At 35.0% G+C, this 25,765-nt stretch carries 24 protein-coding genes and 1 pseudogene; 12 read left to right on the plus strand and 13 right to left on the minus strand.

Annotated features, from left to right (window positions below):
- Positions 1–144 precede the first annotated feature (144 nt).
- From ACP3T3_RS01470 to ACP3T3_RS01480, 3 genes are read left to right on the plus strand one after another with little or no spacing between them, the layout of a single operon-like run.
- Positions 145–561, plus strand: a complete 417-nt coding sequence (locus ACP3T3_RS01470; protein WP_426478170.1) for a hypothetical protein — start codon at positions 145–147, stop codon at positions 559–561.
- Positions 552–1,586 carry an alpha/beta hydrolase gene (locus ACP3T3_RS01475; protein ID WP_426478171.1) on the plus strand — a complete coding sequence of 345 codons (1,035 nt, stop codon included), beginning with the start codon at positions 552–554 and terminating at the stop codon, positions 1,584–1,586. Before ACP3T3_RS01470 ends, ACP3T3_RS01475 begins: the two co-directional genes overlap by 10 nt.
- A gap of 30 nt (positions 1,587–1,616) precedes the next feature.
- Positions 1,617–2,216: a DUF4468 domain-containing protein gene (locus ACP3T3_RS01480; RefSeq protein ID WP_426478172.1), complete on the plus strand. Its 600-nt coding sequence runs from the start codon at positions 1,617–1,619 to the stop codon at positions 2,214–2,216.
- A 545-nt stretch (positions 2,217–2,761) separates the two neighbouring features.
- Here ACP3T3_RS01480 and ACP3T3_RS01485 read toward each other — a convergent pair.
- Positions 2,762–3,265 carry a YdcF family protein gene (locus ACP3T3_RS01485; RefSeq protein WP_426478173.1) on the minus strand — a complete coding sequence of 168 codons (504 nt, stop codon included), beginning with the start codon at positions 3,263–3,265 and terminating at the stop codon, positions 2,762–2,764.
- 520 nt (positions 3,266–3,785) lie between these two features.
- On the opposite strand from ACP3T3_RS01485, the gene ACP3T3_RS01490 reads away from it, so the two are divergent.
- Positions 3,786–4,199, plus strand: coding sequence for a lipocalin family protein (locus tag ACP3T3_RS01490; RefSeq protein ID WP_426478174.1), 414 nt, complete (start codon positions 3,786–3,788; stop codon positions 4,197–4,199).
- Between the two features lie 703 nt (positions 4,200–4,902).
- Entirely contained in the window at positions 4,903–5,310 is a 408-nt protein-coding gene (locus tag ACP3T3_RS01495; RefSeq protein WP_426478175.1) for a lipocalin family protein, read from the plus strand.
- A 1,087-nt stretch (positions 5,311–6,397) separates the two neighbouring features.
- On the opposite strand, the gene ACP3T3_RS01500 is transcribed toward ACP3T3_RS01495, so the two are convergent.
- The 3 genes from ACP3T3_RS01500 to ACP3T3_RS01510 form a co-directional block, all read right to left on the minus strand.
- Complete coding sequence (locus tag ACP3T3_RS01500; RefSeq protein ID WP_426478176.1) at positions 6,398–7,228, minus strand: hypothetical protein; 831 nt, start codon at positions 7,226–7,228, stop codon at positions 6,398–6,400.
- 42 nt (positions 7,229–7,270) lie between these two features.
- Positions 7,271–8,077, minus strand: coding sequence for a hypothetical protein (locus tag ACP3T3_RS01505; protein WP_426478177.1), 807 nt, complete (start codon positions 8,075–8,077; stop codon positions 7,271–7,273).
- Between the two features lie 164 nt (positions 8,078–8,241).
- Positions 8,242–9,063: an IS5 family transposase gene (locus ACP3T3_RS01510; RefSeq protein WP_426478178.1), complete on the minus strand. Its 822-nt coding sequence runs from the start codon at positions 9,061–9,063 to the stop codon at positions 8,242–8,244.
- A gap of 694 nt (positions 9,064–9,757) precedes the next feature.
- On the opposite strand from ACP3T3_RS01510, the pseudogene ACP3T3_RS01515 reads away from it, so the two are divergent.
- A pseudogene (locus tag ACP3T3_RS01515) lies at positions 9,758–10,958 on the plus strand (IS256 family transposase).
- 639 nt (positions 10,959–11,597) lie between these two features.
- On the opposite strand, the gene ACP3T3_RS01520 reads toward ACP3T3_RS01515, so the two are convergent.
- Entirely contained in the window at positions 11,598–11,861 is a 264-nt protein-coding gene (locus tag ACP3T3_RS01520; RefSeq protein ID WP_426478179.1) for a heme oxygenase, read from the minus strand.
- A 164-nt stretch (positions 11,862–12,025) separates the two neighbouring features.
- The gene (locus ACP3T3_RS01525; protein ID WP_426478180.1) at positions 12,026–12,244 is read right to left on the minus strand and encodes a hypothetical protein; all 219 of its coding nucleotides are present in this window, start codon (positions 12,242–12,244) and stop codon (positions 12,026–12,028) included.
- 388 nt (positions 12,245–12,632) lie between these two features.
- Here ACP3T3_RS01525 and ACP3T3_RS01530 point away from each other — a divergent pair, with 388 nt between their 5' ends.
- The gene (locus ACP3T3_RS01530; protein WP_426478181.1) at positions 12,633–13,730 is read left to right on the plus strand and encodes a calcium:proton antiporter; all 1,098 of its coding nucleotides are present in this window, start codon (positions 12,633–12,635) and stop codon (positions 13,728–13,730) included.
- Positions 13,731–14,014: 284 nt separating this feature from the next.
- The gene (locus ACP3T3_RS01535; protein WP_426478182.1) at positions 14,015–14,554 is read left to right on the plus strand and encodes a helix-turn-helix domain-containing protein; all 540 of its coding nucleotides are present in this window, start codon (positions 14,015–14,017) and stop codon (positions 14,552–14,554) included.
- Between the two features lie 455 nt (positions 14,555–15,009).
- Here the strand turns inward: ACP3T3_RS01535 and ACP3T3_RS01540 are convergent, their stop codons facing one another.
- The 3 genes from ACP3T3_RS01540 to ACP3T3_RS01550 form a co-directional block, all read right to left on the minus strand.
- Entirely contained in the window at positions 15,010–15,483 is a 474-nt protein-coding gene (locus ACP3T3_RS01540; protein ID WP_426478183.1) for a DUF6428 family protein, read from the minus strand.
- A 77-nt stretch (positions 15,484–15,560) separates the two neighbouring features.
- Positions 15,561–15,890: an ArsR/SmtB family transcription factor gene (locus ACP3T3_RS01545; RefSeq protein WP_426480021.1), complete on the minus strand. Its 330-nt coding sequence runs from the start codon at positions 15,888–15,890 to the stop codon at positions 15,561–15,563.
- Positions 15,891–16,040: 150 nt separating this feature from the next.
- Positions 16,041–16,982: a 3',5'-cyclic-nucleotide phosphodiesterase gene (locus ACP3T3_RS01550; RefSeq protein ID WP_426478184.1), complete on the minus strand. Its 942-nt coding sequence runs from the start codon at positions 16,980–16,982 to the stop codon at positions 16,041–16,043.
- A 324-nt stretch (positions 16,983–17,306) separates the two neighbouring features.
- On the opposite strand from ACP3T3_RS01550, the gene ACP3T3_RS01555 reads away from it, so the two are divergent.
- Positions 17,307–17,714: a YybH family protein gene (locus ACP3T3_RS01555; protein ID WP_426478185.1), complete on the plus strand. Its 408-nt coding sequence runs from the start codon at positions 17,307–17,309 to the stop codon at positions 17,712–17,714.
- A gap of 75 nt (positions 17,715–17,789) precedes the next feature.
- Here ACP3T3_RS01555 and ACP3T3_RS01560 read toward each other — a convergent pair whose 3' ends face one another.
- The 4 genes from ACP3T3_RS01560 to ACP3T3_RS01575 all read right to left on the minus strand — a co-directional run bounded on the left by ACP3T3_RS01560 (position 17,790) and on the right by ACP3T3_RS01575 (position 21,856).
- Positions 17,790–18,641: an IS3 family transposase gene (locus ACP3T3_RS01560; protein WP_426477442.1), complete on the minus strand. Its 852-nt coding sequence runs from the start codon at positions 18,639–18,641 to the stop codon at positions 17,790–17,792.
- Positions 18,642–18,655: 14 nt separating this feature from the next.
- Positions 18,656–19,090, minus strand: a complete 435-nt coding sequence (locus ACP3T3_RS01565) for a transposase (RefSeq protein WP_426476642.1) — start codon at positions 19,088–19,090, stop codon at positions 18,656–18,658.
- Positions 19,091–19,197: 107 nt separating this feature from the next.
- Positions 19,198–20,652, minus strand: a complete 1,455-nt coding sequence (locus ACP3T3_RS01570; RefSeq protein ID WP_426478186.1) for a sigma 54-interacting transcriptional regulator — start codon at positions 20,650–20,652, stop codon at positions 19,198–19,200.
- 64 nt (positions 20,653–20,716) lie between these two features.
- Complete coding sequence (locus ACP3T3_RS01575; RefSeq protein WP_426478187.1) at positions 20,717–21,856, minus strand: vWA domain-containing protein; 1,140 nt, start codon at positions 21,854–21,856, stop codon at positions 20,717–20,719.
- Positions 21,857–22,412: 556 nt separating this feature from the next.
- On the opposite strand from ACP3T3_RS01575, the gene ACP3T3_RS01580 reads away from it, so the two are divergent.
- From ACP3T3_RS01580 to ACP3T3_RS01590, 3 genes are all read left to right on the plus strand, one after another.
- Entirely contained in the window at positions 22,413–24,119 is a 1,707-nt protein-coding gene (locus ACP3T3_RS01580) for a sensor histidine kinase (protein WP_426478188.1), read from the plus strand.
- On the plus strand, positions 24,097–24,750 hold the full coding sequence (locus ACP3T3_RS01585) for a LuxR C-terminal-related transcriptional regulator (protein ID WP_426478189.1): 654 nt from the start codon (positions 24,097–24,099) through the stop codon (positions 24,748–24,750). The genes ACP3T3_RS01580 and ACP3T3_RS01585 overlap by 23 nt, the downstream gene beginning before the upstream one ends.
- Before the next feature lie 559 nt (positions 24,751–25,309).
- Positions 25,310–25,705: an ACT domain-containing protein gene (locus ACP3T3_RS01590; protein ID WP_426478190.1), complete on the plus strand. Its 396-nt coding sequence runs from the start codon at positions 25,310–25,312 to the stop codon at positions 25,703–25,705.
- Positions 25,706–25,765: the final 60 nt, after the last annotated feature.

Consider the following 25,765-nt stretch of genomic DNA (forward strand, 5'->3'; position numbering starts at 1 on the left):
CAAGTATTCAATATAGCCTATAAGTATTATATTTACAAAAATAAGTAAGGGAACTATATTTCATCGCAAGCTTTGCAGCTTACAACAATTACGGCATCAAAGCCTTCATTGTTGTTGGCATAACAAGTTAAATAATGTATTGCCATGAAAAATATTTTACTTTTCTTTTTAGCAATACTGATTCATTCAGTAATAGCGTGTGCACAGCCTGGAAAAACAAAGCTAAATAAAATTGACAAGCAAACTTCTTCCAGCTACCTTATTAAAAATGTATATCTTGATGATCAGTTCGCAGAAGATGAAATGGAGGTAATTATTAACACGACCACCAATATCGTGACTATTCATCTGGATGGAGAAACTCATGAGCTTAAAAAGAGTATTGATCAGCCTGAATATACTGCGGAAAATAATGACTATAGGTATAGCGATATAAATGGCGAGATTACTTTATTAAACAGAAATCTCGATATGGTGGTTTTTCATCATAAGGCAGAACCCCAACGACCAAAAAAACACAAACGGTATTCAACTAATAATTCTGAAACATCATGGAAATAATACACATGAACAAAGCTTTTGGCGTCATGAGAAAAATAGTGCTCAAAGTCATCTTCTGTATGATGGTTTTGGGCGGAGGGACCTATTTATTTTGTCAGATAAGTCCATGGCCCGAAGCTATGCTGATTCGTCTTGCTTTCAATAAAAGTGGTAAAAAGACGTCGAAGGCACTTCAGCCTTTTGTGCCTGCTGGGATTGCGGCAATAAGTAATCTGCAATATCAGAAAGAGGATAAAAATGCTTATCTAGATGTATATTATCCTCAATCTCTAATTAAAATCCGTAAAGTGCTTCCTACAATTATGTGGATTCACGGAGGAGGATGGGTTGCCGGAAGTAAAGAGAGCGTAGCCAACTACTGTAAGATCCTTGCTGGAAAGGGATTTACAGTGGTAGCAATTAACTATTCAATTGCTCCGGAACATAAATATCCCACTCCTGTAATACAGGCCAACCAAGCATTGGATTATCTCATTAATAATAGCAGTACTCTTCATATAGATACTGATTCAATCATCATTGCAGGTGACTCTGGTGGGGCTCAAATTGCAGCACAGCTGGTCAATATTATCTCCGAACCGTCCTATGCCTCCCAAATGAAAATGTTTCCCGCTATTACAAGAGCACAACTTTCTGGTGTGGTTTTATTTTGTGGTGCTTATGACCTCAAACAGGTCAAGTTTGAAGGTCAATATAAAAGCTTTTTAAAAACCATTCTTTGGGCCTATACAGGAACCGAAAATTTTTTGAACGATCCTGAGATTGCATCTGCTTCCGTCTATAATTATGTTGGTTCAACATTTCCACCAGCATTCATTAGTGTCGGAAATGGGGATCCTTTAGCGAATCAGTCGCATGCCTTGGCTCGCAAGCTGGTGCAGATGAACGTTAAAGTGGATACTCTGTTTTATCCTGAGGATTATAGTCCGGTTTTACCTCATGAATATCAGTTCAATTTGAAGGGGGATGCCGGAAAACAAGCTTTGCAGAAAGTTTCAACTTTTTTGTCAGGGCTTAAGAAATAATGAATTAACAAATTTTTATAAAAATATACCATGAAAAAATTATCTCTTTTGTTCATTGTTTTTGTCTCGTTCTTACACGCTCAGAATCTGGAACTTGTAGATGGGGATTATACCTTTACTAAAGTTATCAATGTGAACAAACAAAAAAGGAATATTTATCCTCTTGTAAAAAAATGGCTTACCGATAATGCTTCCCAGTATACTGTAAACAGAGACGATCAGAGGTCAGGTATTCTTTCTTTTGAGCAAAGATTGCCTTTAGTGCATTATAATGAGTCTCAGTCTACAATTCCCTCTTATACCAATGTTATTGAAATTAAAGACAGACAAGTGATTTATAAAGTCAATCATATTGTATTTCAGGATGTTTTCGGAGGAATGACTAATATAAAAAATGATTATCAAAGCCTTCTTAAAAGGATAGCTTCTTCTGTATCAACAATTAATACATTTAAAGAGCAGCTTAATCAGGAAAGGAATATTAAAAACAGATTTAATCTCAGAAAGGAAATTTCTTCAGAAAATGAAAAGCTGAGTAAGCTCAATAATATCAATACACTGCTGACAGATCATTTTGCTTCTAATGCAGATGCCCTGGTTAATTTATTAAACGGAACTTATCAGCAGTAGTGTAGTGTTTTTATGACATTGAAATACAGATAAAACTATACTGTGTTAGAATGTTATACAAAGGATAGATAGTACATTTACAATAAAGAAATTAAAGAAATTCACACTTTATAGCATAGTTAATTGGTATTGTGTGAAGAATGGGATTAGCGTATTTAACATAATTAGATCTGTTTTCATAATTAGTGGCAATCGCCGGAGAATTCATCCCGCTCCGGCATTTATAAAGTATGTAGATTAAAAAATATATGAGTTTCGGGATTTTTTAAACAATTATTATACAATTTGGTTTTTATAGATGATTTTTACAGTTTTTTCATGACAGATAGTTTATCATGAACTTGATAATAAACTATGAAATGTCACTTAATTTTTGCCCAGCCGTAATTCAAATTACGGCTGGCTTTTTATTTATTAATTGAACAATTTGCGGAGGAAAGTTTAATTAAGTCCGAGTCGGTTATAAAGCTGAACTTGCCATATACCTACTATTTCGCCCAACATCATGGCAGTCATGGCACTATTGTAAGAGTTGGGAATAACGGTCAGGCGAGTATTGACAAGATCAGCAGGATATGGTACCGTCTGTACTCCAAATGTCTTAAATAAAATGACTGACCTTTTGATATGAAACCGGAAGTCACCAGATAGACTTTTGAAAGCGGTAGTTTTTGTAAAATGATGCTTGAATATCTAGCATTTTCATACGTGTTCATACTCTTTTCTTCTTTTATGATATCAGTTTCAGGTATTCCCATTTCCATAAGTGCTTTCGTATATAGGGCTGCTTCAGAAATACCGGAGGGGTTTCCGTTTCCGGAAGCCAATATTGTGCACGGCTGTCCGTTCTGTTTGGCATTTTGATACAGCTTGAAAGCGGCAATAAGTCTTGAATATGAAATGATATATGGTTGCTGGGTCTGATCCATGCGTGCCATTCCTCCGCCAAGAATTACAACTATACAAGACGAAGAAATGGTTTGAGCAGGGTGGTTTATATATTCCTGTTGTAAATACCGTGCGGTAAACTTGCCTAAAATTCCATTCATAATCATTATTACAACGGTTGTTACAATAATGATGCCTGCCCAGGCCTCTTTATACTTTTTTCTTCTCCTTAAAATAAAGATCGGCAGAGTCCCTATGATAAATAAAATAAAAGGATCAGTCACTAGTTTAAGTACTGCAAAAAAAAAAATTAATTACGATCTTCATGAGTTGATTATTTAAAAATTATTTCTGACCAGTTGTTTGAAATACGGTAAGGGATGTTTTATGATCTGATAGAGTGTCCAAATACAAAAAACACAATGCTATTAGCTTTTATTCCATAGTATTTCGATAATACTCCATAAAAAACTAATATTTTATAATTCCGTAGTGATAATATTACATTGTTTTCAATATAAACCTATATGAGTTTTTTTCTTTCAAATAAAATATCATTTATTTTTACAAAATTATGATCAAAAAGATAAATATTATGTTTTAATCTTTTTTATAATCATAAAAGTAAAGCTATATTAATCAGAATAAATAATAATTTTTGAAAACTCTAAATTTTCATGTATGAAAAAACAAACTATTTTATGGATGGTCCTCGGACTCTTGAGCGCGTGTAATTCTCCTTCCGGAAATAATAAGTCGATTTCCGTTGCTGACTCTACTCAAAGTTTTAATTCGCAGAGAGTCAGGCTTGTAGGGAAGTGGCTTCAGCCAATTCCCGGAATGGAGAAGGAAAGGCAAGGCTTTGAACTCTATGAGAACGGGGTAGCCACTTCGTTGAATATTCACACCTTGCAATATGATAAATGGATGGTTACAAAGGATACACTTTTTCTGTCGTATCATACAGAAGGGGTTAAGCAGGTTTCTAATGGTATTGATACTCTTATTATCAAGAAGCTTGACATTAATAATCTGGTGATTTCTCCTGTAGGAACTGATACTACAAATCAGGAGGAATATACGAAAGAAAAATAATCTGCATTATCGTTCATACCTAAACAATGTGAATTAGTGAAAAAACTACCTGGTATTAGTGATAATGCGACTATGAGTGATTTTATATTTTAAAAACATCTTTTTACATTTGGATTATTAAAAGATGAATAAAAATTATAATAAACTAAAAAATCAGTTTTATAATGCAAAGATTTACACACTATCATATTAATTAATTTGGGTGCCTGGCAGCAGTGTAACTTCTGTCAGGTTTTTTATGAATCTTCTTATGATCAAAGTTTATTTAAACAGCGATCAAATACAATACATATTGATAAGGTTGAATTTATCATCAGGTTTGAAAAACCTTAAGCACTAAGTATAAACATTTTTGTTTTAATTATAAAATAATTTGTTAGAACTTCACATTCATATATCTTTTAACAACCTAATTTTTCATCCTTAGTGTTTGGGTTTAGATGACCCCGGTGCGGCAATATCTTGCCGCACTATTTATTTTTCAGATGGCTCAATTGATAGATTTATTTGGGGTGTAAATTAGTGATAAAACTATAATTGGTTAGCGATAATACGACTTCTATTACGTATGATATATAATTATAACTCTTTATTTTTGTGTCATAAACATTAAGTGAAAAGTAATTGTAAGAATAGATGTTGATGATGAGATGTAAATGATGGTATTATTTTTATAATTCATGGCAGCTTACATTATACAATTATGAAAAAACTATTTCTATTAGCTCTTCTTGGCCTGATGACAGGATGTAACTCTTCTTCGGAAAAGAACATAAAAATCGGGTTTTCATCGAAAGCATCTGTTCCCAATCCTTACAGGGAAAATTTATCGGGAAAATGGTTGCCTGTTGCGGGCAAGCAAAGTGAGAAACAGGGTTTTGAACTGCAGGATAACGGAACTGCAACTTCGGTGAATATTCATACATTACAATATGATAAATGGAATGTTTCTGAAGATACCTTATATTTATGGTATCATACGGTAGGTGTTAAAATGGTTTCGAAAGGGATAGATACCTTTATCATAAAAGAAATTGATGATAGCGATATTGTCCTTTCTCCTATAGAATCTGTTAGCAGCGATTCACAATATTACAAGAAAGAAAACTAAGAATAATTATCAATTAGAATAACATACGATGTACCATTGTTGATCTAAGGTTTATTTTCTGTTTTGTTTGGTATTTTTGCTTAGATTAATCCATTATCTCTCTGTTTAAGCAGATACTAAGTGAAAATAATAAAATGATCTAATAATGTTTAATAAAGGATAACAACCAGTAGAATAAATATTTTTTCATATCACTAAAATAATGTTATCCTTATTATTTTTATTTTGAGAGCCCGGCATAGATTGCACTCTGATGCCGGGACTTTTAAACAGATCTTCTTTTAAACATCATAGTCAGTAATTTAAAATTACTATTTTTTTTCATTCTTAGTCTTTTTGGGTTTACCCTTGATGTGGCAAATATATTTGCCACATTTTTTATACGTTAAAAAAGGAAGAACTATAATGGTATAACTATACCTGTCTAAGTAATAGTGGGCTTTGACCTACCCCAAAAGCCTTACTATTTAAATTAGAGATTCAATAAAAATGATAATTTAAAAAGACAATTACTTTCGCAATTAGAATAGTCAATTTGGTGGGATTCTACAATACTGCTATTCATTTTAATTGGGGGCTTATCGGCTCATTATGATAAAGGAAAAAATTATTTAGTTTTTATGTTCGATATCTGATATTAAACAAAGCTATTGTAAGCTTTGAAAGTACATATAGCCAAGAATTATTTTTTTCATTGTCTTCAATCTTTCTCCTCCGAATAATGAACTAATTAATAAAATGGTAGAGTCTATTCTGCAATACAACGGACCGGCAAGCGTTCAGCCCTTGTTGGTGTTTGCGGAATAATCAAACTAAAGTATAGCATTAGACATCTGTATCTGTGCTACCTCCGTACTGTTCCAACAGTGGCAGACTCGCGAAACAGAATATAAAGGAAGACCAAAAATATAGACTTATATAAAAAAGATTTAAAGTTTATTAGGTTCTGAATAAACTATAGCGAAATCGGATGTCAGGCATACTACTCTAATGTGAAATAGAAAAAATTAAAAGTTGCTCATTTTGAAGGTCTATGTGAAACAAAGAATTAAATGGGCATGTAAGTAATAATCTTGTGTTTGTAGAATTAATCGCCAATTCTATTGATGATAAACTGTGTTCCATTTCCTAATAGGTTCATGCCTGTCATACCGCAATTTCCAGCCTGACCTCTACCTAGGTTGATTCTTATGGAACTTCCACCGGCAAGAATTTGTGTTGTATAGGTAATTTTACCCGAATGTACTGACTGATCGCCCGTACCAACGAGATGCCGGGTATTGCTATGTACTCTTGCAAAGCCTGTATTAAAAGGAAAGTCATAGAAATAAGAGCTGATAGTACATCCTGAATGATTAGCTTTAAATACAATCGAAATCTGATACATGCCTTGCGGAAGAAAGACTGTGTGATTGGATGCATCATATGTTAAATCATCAATAGAATTTTTTATCATAGTCATAGGGATATCTTGAGCATCTCCAGCACCTACACCATTAAGAAAACCATTGATATCAGCTGCTAACTCAAGCACAGTTAGTCCTGGGATGCCCAACTGATCAATAGATCCTTCTCTTTTTAGAAAGCTTACTGTCGCTGAAGGTCGGTAAGCTCCTAATAAGCTTAGGCTTTTAGGGGCTTCGGCAAGAAGTATTCCTTCTATTTTTACATTATCGCCTGATGAATTATAAATAAATAATTTAGTATTATAATTACTAGTAAATGGGATGAATTTTGCGTTTCCGTTAGCATCTATAACGAAGTCATCAATAAGATAGAGTAATGAAGGAGTTCCTGACGGGTTATTGCCCTTTGCATCAATGTGAAAAACACCTATAGGATGAGATGTGTTGATTCCAACTTGACTGTGCAATATATTGATATAATTCACGAAGATTAATAATATTATTTTTTTCATTTCAACATGGTTGGTTAATACTTAATAAATGAAACATATTCATTAGGCTCCGATTCTGTATATTAATAAATGAGTGGAATTCTTTTTTAAAAGCATACCTGTTCCAGTACAGTTTCCTGCCTGCCCTCTTCCAAGATTAATCGTGAAAGAATTACTGCTGTTTGTAAGTTTAGTCGTATAGCTTATAGTTCCACCATGTAATGCAAGTATTCCTTCTATATGAGGAGCATTACTATGAACTCTCGCACCATTTGGAAAATCAAAAAAATAAGAGCTCAGGTCACAACCTGGGCTGTTATGAAGGGCTTCATAGGTGAATGAGATTACATAAGTTCCGGCGGGAAGGGTGATCGTTTTAGTTGTTCCGTTCCAAGTAAGACCTGGAATAGCGTTTTTTATCATTGACATGTTAACAACCTGAGAGCTTCCAGCAGCTTGTGAAGCCAGAAAATTATTAGCATCAGCGCCTAAGGTGAATAGCGCAGGGAGGGGGATGGAAAGTCCATCCAGTGTTCCTAATGATTTGATAACTCCGGTCGAGGTTATTCCCAATAAATAATCTTGTTTTGTATCGCCTACATTCAGGGCAGAAACTGAAACAGGATCATCCACCCCATTGCCTACTACATGAAGTCGATTGGTAGGGGTTGTAGTTCCGATTCCCACAAATCCTGAAGAAGCTGCTACGATAAAATCATTGAGCTGTTGGGCTGCAGTGGGAGCTCCTGTAGTAGGGTTATCTCTTCCGGCATCCACATGGAATGCTCCTTGAGGATTGCTGGTAAGAATACCAACTTGAGCTTGCGTATATAATACAGAAAATAGACAAAATAAAAGTGCTTTTTTCATAAGTTTATTAAATTTATATTTATATTTTTTGTGTATGCGAGTTTGAATATAATTACAGTATGAATTTAGTGTTCATATTTTATATACTATCCTAAAGAACTGTAGTTTTATATGTTGTTTCATGTAGTAAAATCACTGTATATCATATCTGCAACACTATGAAGTCATCTTGACTTTTTAAATTTCTTGCATGCGATAGTAATAAAGGCTAAGTAATTGAACCCAATCCAGCTTGATACTGTCGTATCAAACCTGTTCAACAAAGATCTAAAGCTATCCATCCAGGCATTTGTTCGTTCAATGCTGTATCTTTCTTTGTATAATTCTTCATCAAAAGCTAACTCACTATCCATGCCTGAATTTCTTTTATTCTGAGCAATATTGGCGATGATTCCTTTTTGCTGACAAATTCTGCGTAAGTTTTCAGCATCAAAGCCGGCATCTGCATTCATAAAAAGCCCCTCTACGGAAATGGCTGCCTGTTGTAAAGTATTTATGATTTCAACAAAATGCAGTTCAATATTATTAAGATCGTGATGATTACCTGAAACAGGTTTAGACATAGCCAGAGGGAGCCCCTGTCTATCCGTAAAGTATAGAGCGTTGGTCGTTTTATGCTTTTTTCTTCTCTGATATCCGACTTCTTCTCCTCCTCTTACAGCTATGGTATGGCTACCATCCAAATCGCCACTGGATAAGTCGATTTTACCTTTGTTTCGACCCAGAAAACCTATCCAACAGGTCTTCCATATGTTTTCCTTGCACCACTTTCGGTAATAACCAAATATGGTTTTATAATGCAGTGTCTTATCGCTGAACAAATGTAATATCGGCAGCAAATGCCATTGAACTCCCGTTTTTAATTTATATAAAATACAATTAACTATCTCATATAAAGGAACTTTTGCTTTAAACCCTCTTTTGGGGGTTGGTAGATAAGGTACTATTTCCATTTCTATTGTATCTTTGCTTAGTACTTTGTACATAGGGGTTGATAAGGAATTTTTATGTTTTGCAACACAAATTTCTTCAACCCTTTTGTATTTTCAAAAAGTCAAGACGGATTCTATATGAATAAACACAGATTAGTTTATGAGATAGATAAAAGTACAGGATATAACCGTAGTGAATAAAATAGTAACAGGATAGGCTTTTAACTAAATAAATACAGTGTAGTATATTTTTTCAAATATTGAATACTTTTTCTTTCAACAGTAGAAAATATTTAATAGAGAGCGCTCTGAAAAAATAGGAGGTTTGTGCAGGAAGATGTGCCTTTGTATCTTGCCTTTTTGCAAAAAGGAAACAAACCTTTGCAGTTGGTGTGCGTTAGTGGGAATTGACAAAGTTAATAATCCTAATTATTGTGATGGGTTTTAGAATAATCTCTAATCTTCAATTACGGGGATGAACTCAAACGGAAGTTGACAATTACTAAAAGCCAGAACAGAACACTCCGCCAGATGCGAAAACTGAAGTTTTCAAAAAGCATCAAAAAACATTTAAACCTGAAAAATCAAGATAAAGCGGTTATAGAATCAATAAAAATTATTAATTTTTAATGGTAGTGTCTCACTAACTGTGTAAGTTAAAAAGTTATTCTGAAAAATTTTTGAGCCCTCTAAAGCTCAAAAATAATTTTCGGAAACAACTTTTTTATTATTTTTAACCTATATAGTTATGATCGACAAAGAAGAATTATTAAACAACAAGGATTTCTACAAGTCCTTCAAGAGTGGAGAAGACTTAACATCATTCTTCAAAGAAATGCATAAGCGAGCTGTAGAGCATATGCTTGCAGAATTGGACTCTCATTTGGATAATGAGAAGCATCAGAAGTCTGCCACTGGAAGTTACAGAAACGGACACGGAACCAAAAAGATAAAATCCTCATTTGGCGAATCTGAAATTAAAGTTCCCCGAGATAGAGAAGGCAGTTTTGAACCTGCATTAGTTCCAAAGAGACACAACATCATCGATGGTTTGGAGAATATTATCATCTCATTTTACGCTAAAAGAATGAGTGTAAGCGATATTGAAGAACAAATCAAAGAAATGTATGATTTTGATGTTTCCACTTCCACCATCTCACGAATCACCAATGCTATTGCAAGTGAAGTGGTGAGCTGGCAGAACCGCCCGCTTGAAGATTGGTATCTCATTGTTTGGATGGATGGGATTGTTTTCAAGGTAAGGGAAAACGCCAAAGTCATTAATAAAACTGTTTATCTGGCTGTTGGATTAAATCGTGACGGGAGAAAGGAAGTTTTGGGAATGTGGCTTGGAAAAAATGAAAGCTCAGCCTTCTGGATGGGTGTTCTCACAGATTTAAAAGCTCGTGGTGTAGAGGATATTCTCATCACCGCCACCGATAATTTAAACGGATTTACCCAAACCATCCGTTCCGTATTTCCTAAATCTCAAACCCAAATTTGTGTTGTTCACCAGATCAGAAATGCCTGCAAATATGTAGTTTGGAAGGACAGAAAAGAGTTCTCTTCCGATATGAAGCATATTTACACCGCTCCAACAAAACAAGCCGCAGAAGCAGCTCTAAATGATTTTGCGGAAAAATGGGAAAGCAAATATTCTTATGCTATTGCATCCTGGAGGAATAATCGGGATGAGCTGACTGTATTTTTTGAGTTTCCTTTAGAGATCCGTAAGATCATTTATACCACAAATTTAATTGAAAATCTTAACGGAAAAATAAGAAAATACACCAAAAATAAAATGTCGTTCCCTACTGATGATGCCGTAATGAAATCAGTATATTTGGCATTAAAAGAAGCTACTAAAAAAATGGACGATGCCAATTCAAAATTGGGGAATCGTTCTTAACCAATTTATGCTTATTTTTGAAAAAAGGCTCAGATTATAAAATCCAAGCCCTAACTTTTTAACTACACACTTCGTGAATAGTGTCTTTAAAGCAATAACTTTGTTTAAGTTCAAGTCCAGAGGATATGATAATCTTCACCTTTGAGTATGTTTTTCATCATAAACTTTTTTTAATATCTTTCAAAAATGGTTCGGAAGCTTTTTTTTTCTTTTATATCTTATAGTCGATCTATTTCCGAAACGAATTTATGTAACTAATGTAGCATTTTTAATACAATTTTTTTATATTTGTAATTAGAAAACTAAAGAGTTCTTTAGTTAAGAGTTAAGATTTTTTTGCAGATTATAAAAATATAGAGTTGTGGCAGATTCGTGGCTATTGTCTGGATTTATGTTAATTGTATCATATCAGATGGTTTTTATTGCTAGGTTCGAATCCCTCACTCTCCGCCAGTTGGGAAACCAAAATAAGCTAAAACGCTGTAAATATCAATGTTTACAGCGTTTTTATTTTTAGAATAACGTAGTATAGCATCAAACTTAAATAAGAGAATTTAAAGTGCTAAAGATTATTCTCTTTATCTGTTCTCCCCGGTACATTTTCGTAAGTGATATGACTTTTTTTCATTCTAAATTTTTCCTAAGATAATGATAATTCGGCTTTATGAACAGAATAGGCTCAAATAAGATCATAGTCATTCAGTCCGGTAACAAAGTAATGTTCAATTGTTTTTTGAGCTTTTCTGCACATTGATAAAAGATCATTGCTGGATGTGCTTTCGAAAGTAAAATCATCATGGATTTTAACAACATACTCGGTTACTATTTCAATATTCATTACATCGAGTTCTGTTACATCAGTTCTCAACCTGTGCTCTTCTTTGAAGAAAGGAATATTGCGGAAAATTGAATTGTTAAAGCGGAAAAGATGTATTGTTTTCACTGTGAAAATATTTAATAAGATGAAAATTTTAGTACTAGGTTTATTGGGGAATAAATATTCTGCCTCCTGGTGTGTTGTAAACAAAAGGGATGAAACTGCCTGATTTCCATCCCTTTTCAAGTTAAAACTTTTTTCGCAGGCTTTAACCGTATTCTAGAAAAAGATTATGAAAGATTAATATCTTTTATAATATTGATAACCTCTTCACGGTTTTTTCTTAGTCTGTTTCCGATTCTTTCAAGCATCTCCTTTTCTTTACCTTCTTCAAGTTTCAGGTCATAATCCGTTAACGTTGAGAATTTTTCTTTCAGTTGCTTTGACTGCAAACTCCAGTTTCCCGGAATTTTGAAAGAATTGTCGCCTTTGTTTTGATGTGTGTCCATAAGGTGGAGTTTAGTGTAACTTAATTGCTACCATACAAAGTTGGTTTTTTTATAATCTATTGTATTACAGATTGTTTTTTTAATGTTGCAGATATCACACTTTTAAAAGCATCCGTTTTTTCAGCCCGGAGGCGGAAACAGCAACTGTAAATCTTAAATACTGGTGTATAATCACAAATAAGTGATTGATTATTCGTACCTTGCTGAATAACTACATTGAACTGCCGATCGGAACTCAAAGTTCTGGAATATTTCACTTCTTTTTATTATTGATATTTCTGGTATACCATCTCTAGTCAGCTTCAAATCATGTATAGTAATTGTTTTGGAAAAGCAAATAAACCTGCTGATTTCTCCAGGGGATAATTCAATTGTAAAATATTAATGTATGAATATAAAAAAATATCTGGGAATGTGGACTTTTTTGGTTCCTGTTCTGGCCTGGCTCTTTTATGCCGGAAACTCTGTTTTTTCTTCAGCGTATTACTCTGTGATTCTTGCCTTATTTTTAATGGGAAGTGTTCTGGCTGCGGTATATCATTCCGAAGCTATTGCCCATCGTTTGGGTGAGCCATTCGGGACTTTGCTTCTGGCATTTGCTATCACTGTTATAGAAGTAGGGCTGATTATTTCCATTATGATGGGGGCGAAAGGGCTGGAAACCATTACTCTTGCCAGAGATACGGTCTTTGCCGCAGTGATGATCATCCTTACCGGAATTATTGGTGGCTGCATTGTAATAGGTTCGTTAAGATACAGGGAGCAAAGCTTTACATTGCAGGGAGTGAGTACTGCACTGATTACCCTTACTTCTGTTATTATTTTTGTGCTTATCCTGCCCAATTATACGATAAGTCATCTCGGAGGTGAATATACTTCTTTTCAGCTGCTGTTCATCGCTTTGATTTCTTTGGGGCTTTACCTTGGCTTTACCATGATTCAGACGCTTAGGCACAGAAGTTTTTTTATTTCTCCACAAAACAAACTGGCCGGAAACCAAACTGCACAAAACAGTCATGAAATAATTTCCCGGAAACAGCTGTATATCAGTTGTGTATTATTGATTCTATGCCTGGGAATAGTGGTTTTACTGGCGAAACTCCTTTCAAAAGATGTTGAACATATAGTGGTTTCAGTGGGAGCTCCTAAATCTCTGGTAGGTATCATTATTGCCGGTATTGTTCTTCTTCCGGAAGGGCTTGCGGCATTCAGGGCTGCAAAAAGCGATGAAATTCAAACCTCATTAAACCTGGCTTTTGGTTCCGCCTTAGCAAGTATAGGACTGAGTATTCCTGCCATTGCCATTATATCTGTAATGACCGGCATACGGATGACATTGGGAATAGATATTAAATCAACCATACTTCTGGGGCTGTCACTTTTTATTATTACTGTTTCCCTGGCAACCGGCAGAACTAATATCATGCAGGGAATTGTACTGATTGCTATTTTTTTAATTTACCTTTTCACCACGATTGTGCCATAACATTTTTCTCTTTAAAATCCGTCATCACAATTGTATTAGCAGCATCAGTAAGCTGTTAACTGCTCATTGATTGCAGTTTTTCTGCCCTTTTCTTGATCTTGTGAATACTTTTCGTTAGCTGTAAATTTCAATCATTAAAAAAGGAAAGCTTTACAATAGTCTATTAATTTGTTGTATAAATCATAGATAGTTCAGATTTAATAGACTAACTTTGGATAAATAACTGTTAATGAAATAATTAATGGGTATAAACAGCAAGGGTAATGAGGTTGTATATAAAATATATGGTAAGTTTGCGGTGCAAAATGGTTGTCCATCAGGAACTGGAAAGGCTGGGTATTAAAAATGCTGTTGTAGATTTGGGAACTGTAGAATTGTCAGATAATATAAGCTCCGGACAAAGGCAAATTCTGAAAGAAAATCTACTTAAAACAGGACTTGAAGTATTAGATGATAAAAAAAGTATCCTGATAGAAAAAATAAAAAATGTAGTCATAGAAATGATTCATTATTCAGATGCTCTTCCAAAAGAAAATTTCTCAGATTATGTAAGTGAAAAGTTGGGGTATGATTATACCTACCTGGCAAACACATTTTCTGAGGTGAAAGGAATGACGCTGCAGCACTTTATCATTATTAATAAAGTAGAAAAGGTAAAAGAATTACTGCTGTATGATGAACTCAATCTTACAGAAATCTCTTATAAACTCAACTACAGCAGTGTGGCTCATCTCTCTAATCAGTTTAAAAAAATTACAGGGCTTTCTCCTTCATTCTATAAGCAATTGAAACAAAGACGTCTTGGAAACCTGGAAGACTTATAAAAAGTGGGATATATGTAAGATTATGCTGATTATATATAGCTGGATGTATATTAAAAGGGCTATCTTTATTTTGGTATACGGTCTCTGAAAATAGATAGCAGTAAAAGAAATGCAATATACACCATGATAAAAAATTAATAATTGTAAGAAATTCTCAACTTTGATAATGAGTATATTAAAATCCCGATAAAATAGTAGATCTGTTTTCAGAAGGTTTTAATTAAGGATAGAAACCTGGTTTCTGTCCTTTTATTTTATCTGATATGTTGAATGTACAATACAGCTGCTTTGAAAAAACAAAACAAAGTAAAAGGTACAAATCAAAAATGATGTGTACCTTTTATCGTAGCTTTGATAACAGTTTTCTTCTATTCACAGATGTCATAGAATAGGTTTAGCTTTGCCTGCTACATCACTCTTTGATTGTTGTTTTCACAATAGAGCTGGCCGCCTAATTAGCAGCATCCTGATCCCGGTTTGCAAGCCGATGTTGGATTTGCAGATAGCTCAGACAGGCTTTTCTTTTGCTTTTCAGAAGGAATCCCACAAGCTTCCTGGGCAAGGCATGCTGTAGTTTTATTTTTCAGCACAAAACTTTTTCCATTAAATTCTAAGTTATATTTACCAATAGTTTCCCCCTGATATTCTACCTCTATTTCCGAGTCTTCAATCCCTAACTTCTCTTCTGAAAGCTGTATGATGTGAAGCAGCTTACCCGGTTTCAGACGATGTTCGTAGTCATCAGCATCCCATAGCTGGAAATTAACCGCTTTCTCATTTCGGATCACGCCGCCGCAATCGATAAAGTTCTTCACCACCTGGCCCACTTCAGTTACATGAAAATGGTCGGGTACAAAAGAGCCGTTTTCCAATTGAAATTCAACATTTTCGAGTGTCGGCAGAATTTCTTTGATTTCTGATAGTCTCATACTGGATTACATTTAGTTAATAAATATTTTATAGTGTTATATTGCAATATTACGATGATTAGTTTAAAAAAATGCCTTTAACAGCATTGTTTTATAGTGACATCCTGATTAAAAAACAGGTTAAATTCTTTTTGAAACTGTTTCCAGATATTTTCATTAATGCAGTAGCAGACAGACTTTCCTTCGATTGAGCCTTTGATGATTCCGATATTCTTCAACTCCTTTAAATGCTGGGAAATTGTTGCCTGAGCCAATCCAAGCTCTTCAACAAGTTCATTACAGATGCATGCTTTTTGATTGATAATATACTGTAAAATGGCTATTCTGGCAGGATGTCCCAAAACTTTAAGAAGAGAAGCCAGTCTGTTTTGTTCTTCTGTGTAAATTTCTGTTTTAGTAATGCCCATCATTTTAATTTTAATATTGCAATATTACGATGTTAAATTTATAAAACAAAGAAAAAATACTAATTTTAATAAATTAAAATTAAGTTTTTGATTATCTTATTTTTAAATGTAAAAGATGAAGCGTATCTCGCCTCATCTTTTACATTGCTATTAAGGTAGGTTGATCTTTTTACCTTGTTCAGGGAAAATATAATTTACTTTTAAAGGGTTGTTTTCCAACAGTTCTTTTTTGATCAGCTCAGGGTTATCACCGGTAGGCTTTCTATGGGTAACTACAATATTGAGTCCCTCAAGGCTGCTTTGTCCGGTTTTTTCTTTCAGTTTACTCAATTCCTCAATCAGTAGGTTAGGAGTTAGATGGCCAAACAGCAGATGTTCAGGCTGGCTGTTAGGGAAAGAGACTTCAATTAAGATGGTGTTTAGCTGTCTTTTCTTAACAAGCGGAGCTACAGCCTTCCATAGATTATCAAGACGGTCAGATTTTTCAATGCGGTCCGCACCTGTATCACCCAGATAAAGCAGGTAATGATCATCTCTTCTCACCAGTGCAGCACTGCTTTTATAAGGATTCACATGACTTAATTCGTAGCCTGTTATAAAAAACGGTGTTTTAGGGGCGGGGATTTCAGTACCTTCCTGCAGCTCATTGTAATGGTATTTTCCAAGGATAGGTTTCTGGCCCTGATCGGCAAAATTAATCCAGGTATCTGTGATAAAGTAATGATTCTGTAAAATCTGAATTACCGGAGCAATAGCGAAGATATCCTTCTTGGAATCAGCAGGAGAGTTGATGATAAGACCTGATAAATGATCAAGGTGGCCGTGGGATACAAAATATCCTTTTATCTGATCTTTTAGTACGGTTTCTGCTGATCCGTTGAGGCTTTTCATTTGAATGGCTTTTCGTATTCCCGCATTTACGGTACCGGCATCAAGGCAAAGAAATGCATTGTCTTTCGGCGCTCCCACCAGATAAGCAGATAAATTGTCTTCCTGCTCTCCACCATAAATTCCTAAGGGAATCACCTCAAAATTTTGTGCCTGGCAAACAATATTCAGAAGGACCAATAAAGAAAGTGCTGTTTTTTTCATAATACTTACAATAGAAAGCCATCTCTTACAAAGATGGACAGGGCAAATTTACAATATTTTGGCGACTGATATTCTATAATAACAAAGCCGGTTGATTTTCAGCAGGCTTTGTTTAAAATTATTTATTGAAGCTCTGGTGGCAGATAATAAAGAGGTTGAATTCAATTCTTACATTCCTATACAAAAGAAATAAAAAAATGTCTCAGTAATATTGTATTTTAGCGTTTAATAAAAATGGGTACAGGAAGAATGTATTTCCTTTTTTAAAACAAAAAACGACCAAGAAAGCATTGGAAGGAATTAATCTCCAGAAATCTAAAATAAATGCAGGATTTTAACAGAAAAACACAAGCGGGTGCTGTAGCCTATTTCCGACATTGTATAAAAAACGGAGACGCTGCAGGGGCATTAAGCTGCTTTGATCCAGATGCAGTGTATATTAACCGAGACGGACGAGAGCTGAGAGGACTTGACCAGATAGCATTGGCTATGAATGAGATTTGCCGTTTACAACTGGATATCCAAGGCGAAACTCCGCATGTGACAGTTGTTAATGATCTTGCGATGTGGCTTGATCATTGGGAAATGACAGCAAAAGCTCCCGACGGGCATCTTATCGAAATGAAAGGCCATACTTCCTGCATAATGAAAAGGAATGAAGATGGAAACTGGCTGTGGCTGGTTGATAATCCTTTTGGTTCTGCCATACTTAAAAATGATAATCTGGTATAACGTTTACCATACTATTGAATTTTATTCTGACTAGTCCTGAAATAATGATACAAATTAAAGGATAAAAATAAATAATTAAACCAGAGTAAATTTACTTTTGCTTTGGTTTTTTGTTTTATAAGTTTTCATTTTTAATTTGGACTGTTCATGCATTTGATTTGGTGTTAAATAATGATTTGAAAAATGTGGTCTGAACTCATTATAGATGCTAATGGATTGCTCCACAATTTTTCTTCTCATTGAAGTCTCAATATCATATTTATCAATATCGAATTCCTGTTTTAAAATACCATTTACTCTCTCTGCAATAGCATTTTCATAAGGATCAGAGTTCTGTGTCATACTGCATTTTATCTTATGCTTTATCAATATTTTCTGATACTCATTTGAGCAATATTGCAATCCCCTGTCAGAGTGATGAATCAATGATTCTTTATCAGTTTTATTGTTCTTTAATGCCTTTTTCAATGCCATCAGGCTACTTTCCGTATTGAGATTATCTGCAACATAGTGACCTACAATTTTCTTAGAATAAGCATCAGTTATCAGACTTAAGTAACTCGGTTTTTTCCTGTTTCCAATATAGGTAATATCTGCTACCCACACCTGGTTGGGTTTGTTGATACAGTACTCCAAAATCAGATTTTTATGTTTTCTGAATCTATGATGAGAATTGGTTGTGATATGATAGCTTCTCTTTGATGTGATCAATAAATGATTAGCTCTCAAAATATCAAAGAACTTATCCCTTCCTATTTTCAGAGATCTTAAAGGTTCCCTCAAAATAAAATATAGCTTTCGACCTCCTAATTTTGGCATTTTTATGCGGATATCTTCTACGAGGGTTATTACTTTTAATGCTTTGCTTTGTGAGCGTTTATATCCTCGGATACTTCTGTAATAGACTTGTCTATCCAACCCGAACAATTCGCAGGTAAAAACTATGGTTTCTTTTTCTTCACTGCGGAAGTTGGTGATTGTTCGGGTGATGAGTTTTTTCTGATATCAATATCATATTCTTTCTCAGCAAGATTTATCATCATATCAAAAAATATAGCTTTTTTATCAGCAATGTAAGCCTGTTTCTCTAAAAATGCTTTCTGTTTTTCAAGCACTTTAACTTCTGCCTCTAATTCCATGATACGCTGTTCAGGAGTCTTTTTCATGGTAAATGGTGTTTGGTATTCCCAATCAAAGGTACCATATTTTCTCAACCAACTAACAATTGTTGAGCGTGCTTGTATACCATATTTTTTCCGACTGTCTGTAATTCCTGATTTTCCCGTTTCTATTTCTCTTACAATTTGAAGTTTCAAATTCAAACTGTAATCTTTCTGGGTACGCTTGACATAGCGCGTTTCTAAGTTTTCTTCCATAACGATTGTTTTTTTGTGTATCGCTATTTCAGGACGGGACATTCTTAAAATAAAAAAACTTTCAGATCAAATCTGAAAGTTTTTTAAGCCTGCCGGCGTATTGATGCTTAGTTACGTAAGAACTGGCCGATCCCCGGAGAGTCAAAAGTGAATGCATTCTGATTTTCAGACTTGTCAATTTTGTTGCTGATGGTTAGTGCCCACAGCACTAGCTCTTTGCAGAAATTCTGGTCTTCTGTACTTAATCCGTCAGCATTTTCTTCCACTACGGTTGTCAAAGGTTCTATCTTATTAAGTTTAGCATAAAATTCTTCATCCGTATCATTGTAATTAAGTTCCAAATGGTTTTTATTAAACCATCGGATCAGGTCAGTATATGGGGTTTTAATTCCCTCTTTTTCCAGCTTGGGAATACGTGGGAAAATGCTTTCAAACTGAGTCATCACTGCTTTGTCAATCAGCATTTTGGCTACATAATCAGCACCTTCCTGTTCTCCTTCATATACCAGTTCAATTTTTCCTGTAATAGAGGGAATAATCGACATGAAATCAAGCAGGCGGACGGTGGTTCTCTCTGCTCCGGATTCAATCAAACGCAATTTGGCTGCTGCGATTAAATTTTCCATGGCACTGATGGTAAGACGGGCACTTACGCCACTTTTTGCATCAACATATTCACTGATACGGGCTGCGAACGCAACTTCCTCCAAAAGATCCTTCGCAAGGTCGGGAATCTGTATCTGTGCTTTATCCTCAGCCGAAATCAAAGCTTCCTGCTCTGTAATCTGCCGGGCAAGGGCAATTGTTTTTGGATAATGGGTAAAAATCTGGGACCCGATTCTGTCTTTCAGCGGTGTTACAATACTTCCCCTGTTCGTATAGTCTTCGGGATTGGCCGTGAATACAAACTGAATATCAAGAGGCATTCTCAACTGGAATCCACGGATCTGAATATCTCCTTCCTGCAAAATATTAAACAGGGAAACCTGGATTCTCGCCTGTAGATCCGGTAACTCATTTAAAACAAAAATAGAACGGTTGGCACGCGGAATCATTCCGTAATGTAAAACACGCTCGTCGGAATAAGGCAATTTTAAGGTAGCTGCTTTGATAGGATCAATATCACCAATCAAATCCGCCACATTAACATCGGGGGTAGCCAGTTTTTCATAGAAACGGTGAGAACGGTGTACCCACGAAATGGGAGTTTTATCGCCAAGCTCATCAATAAGATCTTTGGCAAATTTTGAAATCGGATGAAACGGACTGTCATTGATTTCTGATCCTTTTACAATGGGCATATACTCATCAAGCAGATTGACCATGCTTCTGGCAATCCTTGTTTTGGCCTGGCCGCGTAATCCCAGTAAATTAATGTGATGCCCGGCAAGAATGGCTTTTTTTAATTGGGGGACAACCGTGTCTTCATAGCCCCACAGTCCCTCAAATACAGGTTCCTTAGCTTTAATTCTGGCAATCAGGTTCGCCTGGATTTCCTCATTAATCGTTTTATGCGTGTAACCGGAGTCCTTTAATTCTTTAAATGTAATATCGTTTTTCATTTTTGTAATGCTGATTATCTGGTAAGATATTTATTTTTAATACTTTAAAGTCTGAAATCTGACTTTATATTCTTCTTATTCTATTTTTTTCGTAATCTTCAAAAATCAGTTGCCCAAGGCCTGACAGTCCTGTCAGGAACGCTTTTCCTTTGTTCTGGGCTGTAAATTCTTCCACAAACTGACGCAGGTAAGGATCCTGTGCAATCATAAAGGTTGTGATAGGAATTTTCAGTTTTCTGGCCTGTGCTGCCCTGTTGAGACATTGGTTTACAATTTTTTCATCCAGACCAAAACTGTTCATATAAAACTCACCGCTGGGCAGCTGAATACAGCTCGGTTTTCCGTCGGTGATCATAAAAATCTGTTTATTGGTATTTCTCTTTCTGCGGAGGATATCCATTGCCAGCTCCAGTCCTGCTACCGTATTGGTATGATAGGGGCCTACTTTCAGATAGGGAAGGTCTTTGATCCTGATTGGCCATGCTTCGTTTCCGAACACGATAATATCAATGGAATCTTTCGGATATTTCCGTTTAATCATTTCCACAAGTGCCATGGCAACCTTTTTGGCTGGCGTAATGCGGTCTTCACCATATAAAATCATGGAGTGGCTGATATCAATCATCAGGACGGTGCTCATCTGTGCCTTATGTTTGGTTTCTTCTACGATGAGATCTTCCTCTGTCAGACGGAGGTCTGAAATTCCGTTATTGATCTGCGCATTCTTTAAACTTTCGGTCATGTTCACTGCTGCAAGGTCATCTCCATATTGGTAGGAACGGTTTTCACCGTCACGTTCATCTCCGATTCCTGTTTTGCTGGTGCGGTGATTTCCAGCGCCGTTTTTCTTCAGTTTCCCAAAAATCTGATCTAAGGCATATTCACGCAGGGCAGCCTCCAGTTTAGGTGTTAATATATTTTTGCCTTTTCCTGTTCCCGTACTGCCTTCTTCTGGATCTTCTTCCTTGATATAGCCTCGTTTTTTCAGGTCTTCTTCAAAATCCTGCAGGGTATATTCATCACTGAAAATATCATATTCCCGGTCAAGCATATCAAGCCACTCGAAGGCTTCTTCAATATCCCCGGAGGTATGGGTAAGCAAATCTTTGAAAACATCAAAGACCCGGTCAAAATGCGATAATTCCTCCGGAACATGTTTGCTGAATATAAAGCCTTTCTGAGGATTAAAATTTTTATCTGTCATAAGATGATAAACCTGTTTTGCTGTTATTTGTTTTGAATACTTCAGATCACCCAATGAATAACCTGAACTATTCCTTATTTCGTTTCAAACCGAAAAGTTAGGGAAATATCATTTCAAGCTTCCCGTAGAAAAATAGAAAATACTAATGATGGTGATATGAATAAGAATATAATCATAGATTTTCTCAAGTATGAATGAATCATTATTTAATCCCCTATTATTCGTCAGCTGCAATAAAATAGGCAGGTGCAGAATATTTTATCTGGTATTAACTTTTACAGTTGATCTAAAAAAATAGATTTACATAAATAAAAACTGAATGGTTACAAGGGGTTTTACTATTAAAAAAAATTAAATTCTCAGGGTTTTATCAAATATTCATTATTATAAGAAGATAAAAATTACTTTAACTTTGCAGATTGGATGATATACAGCTATTATAGAATTAACGAAAATAATGGTATATTGTTGAAAACTAATATCAAATGAACTTATGTGGTCAGGAAATTAATTTAACTGATAAACAAATATGAAATATAAATTCTTAAATTTTAAATTGAGAAAACTTGTTCATTACTCATTGATCCTTTGTATTTTATTGATACAGGTCATTATTGCCATTTTTTTTTATAACGAATTTGTTAATGGAAAGAAGCTGAAGTTTATTAAAGATCAGCTGGAAGAAACGCGTGCGCTGGGTGGACTGACAGATAATTCCAGGAAGGATTTCATGGATGCACAGAATCATCTCCAGAAATATATGGCCTCTCAGGATAACAATGATCTGCAGTTATACTTTCAGTCGTTGAGAAAACTTAAAACCAATTTTGATAAAATTGGTGAATACGAAAATACAAGTCCCAGACTGAAAAAAAACCTGGCCCTTCATAGCCAGGATACCATAAAAACTGCAAAGCTGAAGACCCTGATAGATTCGGTGTACCAGACTTCCCTGAAGCCACCTGCAAAGATTGAAGATAAGCCGTATGAACCCGCCAAGTATAAAAATGATTTTGAAGATTTAAAAATTCAAACCCGCACATATGCCGATACTATTAAAAAGAAAGGCTTTTTTGGACGTTTAAAAGATGCGGTAACAGGAAAAGTGGATGTACAGAAAGAAAGTACTGTGATCACAATGACCAACAATAAAACCATAGATATTTCACAGGTAAAATCCAAAATGGATAATACCATAAAATCTATGGACAAGCATTACGCTGCCGAAGTAAAAAAAGTACAGCTGCTTGCTGCACAAAGCCAGAAAAATAACTTACAGTTTTACAGTAATTTCAGTAAACTCCTGGTATACAGTAACGGCTTGATAGAAGTATATGAAAATGCCATCAAGGATTTCAAAACCCAACTGGAAAAAGAATATAACGAACAGAGCTCCAGCAATAACAGGATCAGGACGTATCTGGTATTGGGATTGATGATTCTGATGTTTATTGTATCTATTCTGATCATGTACTTTACAAGAGTAGCATTTATCTATGAACGAAAACTGAATGCAGCGAATGAAGAGATTAAAAAGAATCTTAATTTTAAAAACCGGATCCTGGGAATGCTTAGCCATGACCTGAGGTCTCCTTTAAAAATCATTAATATTTTCATTGATAAGATCCACAGAACAACGGAAGATGAAACGATAAAGGATTACCTAAAATCTATCAAATTTACCAACAGTACTCTGCTTCTGCAATCTAACCAGATCCTGGAGTATACTAAAAATGAAAATGCTGAAAAACAACTGATACAGTCGGTTTTCAATCTTAAAGATGAGGTGAGCTCTATCGTAAAGGTGATTACACCGTATCTGGAAACCAGAAACAACAGGTTTGTTGTAACAGACAGAATTCCTGAAGATGTAATGGTATTTTCGGATAACATCAGAATCAACCAGATTTTTATGAATATTCTGGGAAATGCCAACAAGTTTACAGAAAACGGGCAGATTGATCTGGTGATGACTACAGAACCTCTCGGAGAAAATAAAATTTCCCTGATCACAACGGTAGGAGATACCGGAGTAGGGATATCAGAATCCGATCTTGGTAAAATTTTTGATCCTTATTATCAGGGAATGGTATCTGATGAAGTAGATAACCTGGGAGCAGGACTTGGCCTTAACCTGGTAAAAGAAATCGTAGAACTTTTCGATGGTGATATATCGGTTGAAAGTAAACTGCATAAAGGAACGAAAGTGACATTCAGGATCAATTTAAATAAAAATAATAATGGAAACACCAATTCAAAATAAAGAAATTATATTTCTGCTGGCAGACGATCACAGCATTGTACGCCAGGGAATGGAAATTGTTATCAGTGATATTGCTCCTCATGCTAAAATTTATCATACCTCATCCCTGCATCAGGTTTTGGAGCTGATAGAATCAAAAGGGATAGAAATGGCTGTCATTGATGCTCATTTCCCGGACGGAAACAGTCTTCATATCTTGCCCCAGATGAAAAGTATAAATCCTGACCTTAAGATTTTGATTTTTACAGGGCTTGAAGAGGATCTGCATGGGCTTAAATTCATCAAAGCCGGTGCTAACGGTTACCTGAGCAAACTGAGTGAAGAAGAAGATGTAAGGGAGGCAATTACAACTTTTATCGAAAAAGGTGAATATTTTTCTGATCTTTTAAGGAATTTATTGGTTCAGTTTGTTTACAATCCGGATCTGATAAGTCCTCTCAGCAGTTTAACCAAACGTGAACTTCAGATTGCAGAACTCTACGCTGAAGGATATGGAAATCTGGAAATTTCAAACAGCCTGAATATCAAACAAAATACAGTGAGCACAATCAAAAAAAATATCTTTGAGAAACTCAAGGTTGAAAATATGGTTGAGCTTGTTGAGCTTATCAAAACCCATCATAAACTATAAGGTTTGCAGGGTATTCTCACTTCTTATTGTCAGTGTTTTTTATTTCATCGATAAATATCTATAAGTCGTTCGAGATGTATCGATGGGGTTTGTAGGGGATTTTACTTTGTAATGTTGTTCCTTTGTACTGTAAAATTTAAGTAATGAAAAAGCAAATGAGAAATGCTTTTCAATGATTACAATTTTATACACAAAAACAACAAATGATTATAGCTGTACAAATAATAAACTATAGTTATAGAAACACAAATGATGAAAAATTATTAATAAACACTGATGAAATTAAGAAGTGTACAATAACCTTAAAACGGATTTCTTAAAAACCAAATGATCAAAAAAACACAAATACATATACTGAAGTTCTGTTGATAGGTTACAGTACAAACAAAAAAGAAGGCGAAAGCCTTCTTTTTTGTTTGTAAACGAGAAATTTTTGCAGCTAAAGTAATTTGATAACTATTAAATTTCTGAAGATATCTCTGATGAGGGGGCAATTGATTTTTTTTTATCAAATGATAAACAGATACTGCTATCTGTAGCTTAGTTTTGTATCAAAAAAATGTCAGGAGAAAAAAACTTATCCGTATTGCTTCAAAATATGGAACCGGTATTGAATTCCGGAGAATATGTATTTTGTACTGTTCAAAATTTGCGGGAAATACCGGATGTAGAAAAGATTTTGTTTTTCTTCCGGGAACATGAGGCTGTCACCATTGTTTTAGAAAGAGCCATAGCAAACGAATGGAATATGGCTTATCGCTATATTTCATCGTGGATTACCCTTACTGTTCACTCTTCTCTGGAAGCTGTAGGACTTACAGCTGCTTTTGCCAACGCCCTGAAACATGAGAATATCAGCTGTAATGTAGTAGCCGGTTATTTTCATGATCATATTTTTACAGCCAAAGAACATGCTGAGAAAGCAATGAAAACTCTTATTGCATTAAAACAATAAGGAGCTTTAAAGGCCTTTGAGTTTACACTTTAAATTTCGCCCCCTGAAATGTCTAATTGA

Origin of the sequence: Chryseobacterium sp. CBSDS_008, from assembly GCF_049959325.1 — a bacterium.
GTDB lineage: Bacteria > Bacteroidota > Bacteroidia > Flavobacteriales > Weeksellaceae > Chryseobacterium.

Excerpts from the sequence above, each read along its gene's own strand:
- ACP3T3_RS01470 (WP_426478170.1), top strand. The coding sequence starts at position 145 with ATGAAAAATATTTTACTTTTCTTTTTAGCAATACTGATTCATTCAGTA.
- ACP3T3_RS01475 (WP_426478171.1), top strand. The coding sequence starts at position 552 with ATGGAAATAATACACATGAACAAAGCTTTTGGCGTCATGAGAAAAATA.
- ACP3T3_RS01480 (WP_426478172.1), top strand. The coding sequence starts at position 1,617 with ATGAAAAAATTATCTCTTTTGTTCATTGTTTTTGTCTCGTTCTTACAC.
- ACP3T3_RS01485 (WP_426478173.1), bottom strand. The coding sequence starts at position 3,265 with ATGAATGGAATTTTAGGCAAGTTTACCGCACGGTATTTACAACAGGAA.
- ACP3T3_RS01490 (WP_426478174.1), top strand. The coding sequence starts at position 3,786 with ATGAAAAAACAAACTATTTTATGGATGGTCCTCGGACTCTTGAGCGCG.
- ACP3T3_RS01495 (WP_426478175.1), top strand. The coding sequence starts at position 4,903 with ATGAAAAAACTATTTCTATTAGCTCTTCTTGGCCTGATGACAGGATGT.
- ACP3T3_RS01500 (WP_426478176.1), bottom strand. The coding sequence starts at position 7,228 with ATGAAAAAAATAATATTATTAATCTTCGTGAATTATATCAATATATTG.
- ACP3T3_RS01505 (WP_426478177.1), bottom strand. The coding sequence starts at position 8,077 with ATGAAAAAAGCACTTTTATTTTGTCTATTTTCTGTATTATATACGCAA.
- ACP3T3_RS01510 (WP_426478178.1), bottom strand. The coding sequence starts at position 9,063 with ATGTACAAAGTACTAAGCAAAGATACAATAGAAATGGAAATAGTACCT.
- ACP3T3_RS01525 (WP_426478180.1), bottom strand. The coding sequence starts at position 12,244 with ATGGACACACATCAAAACAAAGGCGACAATTCTTTCAAAATTCCGGGA.
- ACP3T3_RS01530 (WP_426478181.1), top strand. The coding sequence starts at position 12,633 with ATGAATATAAAAAAATATCTGGGAATGTGGACTTTTTTGGTTCCTGTT.
- ACP3T3_RS01535 (WP_426478182.1), top strand. The coding sequence starts at position 14,015 with ATGGTAAGTTTGCGGTGCAAAATGGTTGTCCATCAGGAACTGGAAAGG.
- ACP3T3_RS01540 (WP_426478183.1), bottom strand. The coding sequence starts at position 15,483 with ATGAGACTATCAGAAATCAAAGAAATTCTGCCGACACTCGAAAATGTT.
- ACP3T3_RS01545 (WP_426480021.1), bottom strand. The coding sequence starts at position 15,890 with ATGGGCATTACTAAAACAGAAATTTACACAGAAGAACAAAACAGACTG.
- ACP3T3_RS01550 (WP_426478184.1), bottom strand. The coding sequence starts at position 16,982 with ATGAAAAAAACAGCACTTTCTTTATTGGTCCTTCTGAATATTGTTTGC.
- ACP3T3_RS01555 (WP_426478185.1), top strand. The coding sequence starts at position 17,307 with ATGCAGGATTTTAACAGAAAAACACAAGCGGGTGCTGTAGCCTATTTC.
- ACP3T3_RS01565 (WP_426476642.1), bottom strand. The coding sequence starts at position 19,090 with ATGGAAGAAAACTTAGAAACGCGCTATGTCAAGCGTACCCAGAAAGAT.
- ACP3T3_RS01570 (WP_426478186.1), bottom strand. The coding sequence starts at position 20,652 with ATGAAAAACGATATTACATTTAAAGAATTAAAGGACTCCGGTTACACG.
- ACP3T3_RS01575 (WP_426478187.1), bottom strand. The coding sequence starts at position 21,856 with ATGACAGATAAAAATTTTAATCCTCAGAAAGGCTTTATATTCAGCAAA.
- ACP3T3_RS01585 (WP_426478189.1), top strand. The coding sequence starts at position 24,097 with ATGGAAACACCAATTCAAAATAAAGAAATTATATTTCTGCTGGCAGAC.
- ACP3T3_RS01590 (WP_426478190.1), top strand. The coding sequence starts at position 25,310 with ATGTCAGGAGAAAAAAACTTATCCGTATTGCTTCAAAATATGGAACCG.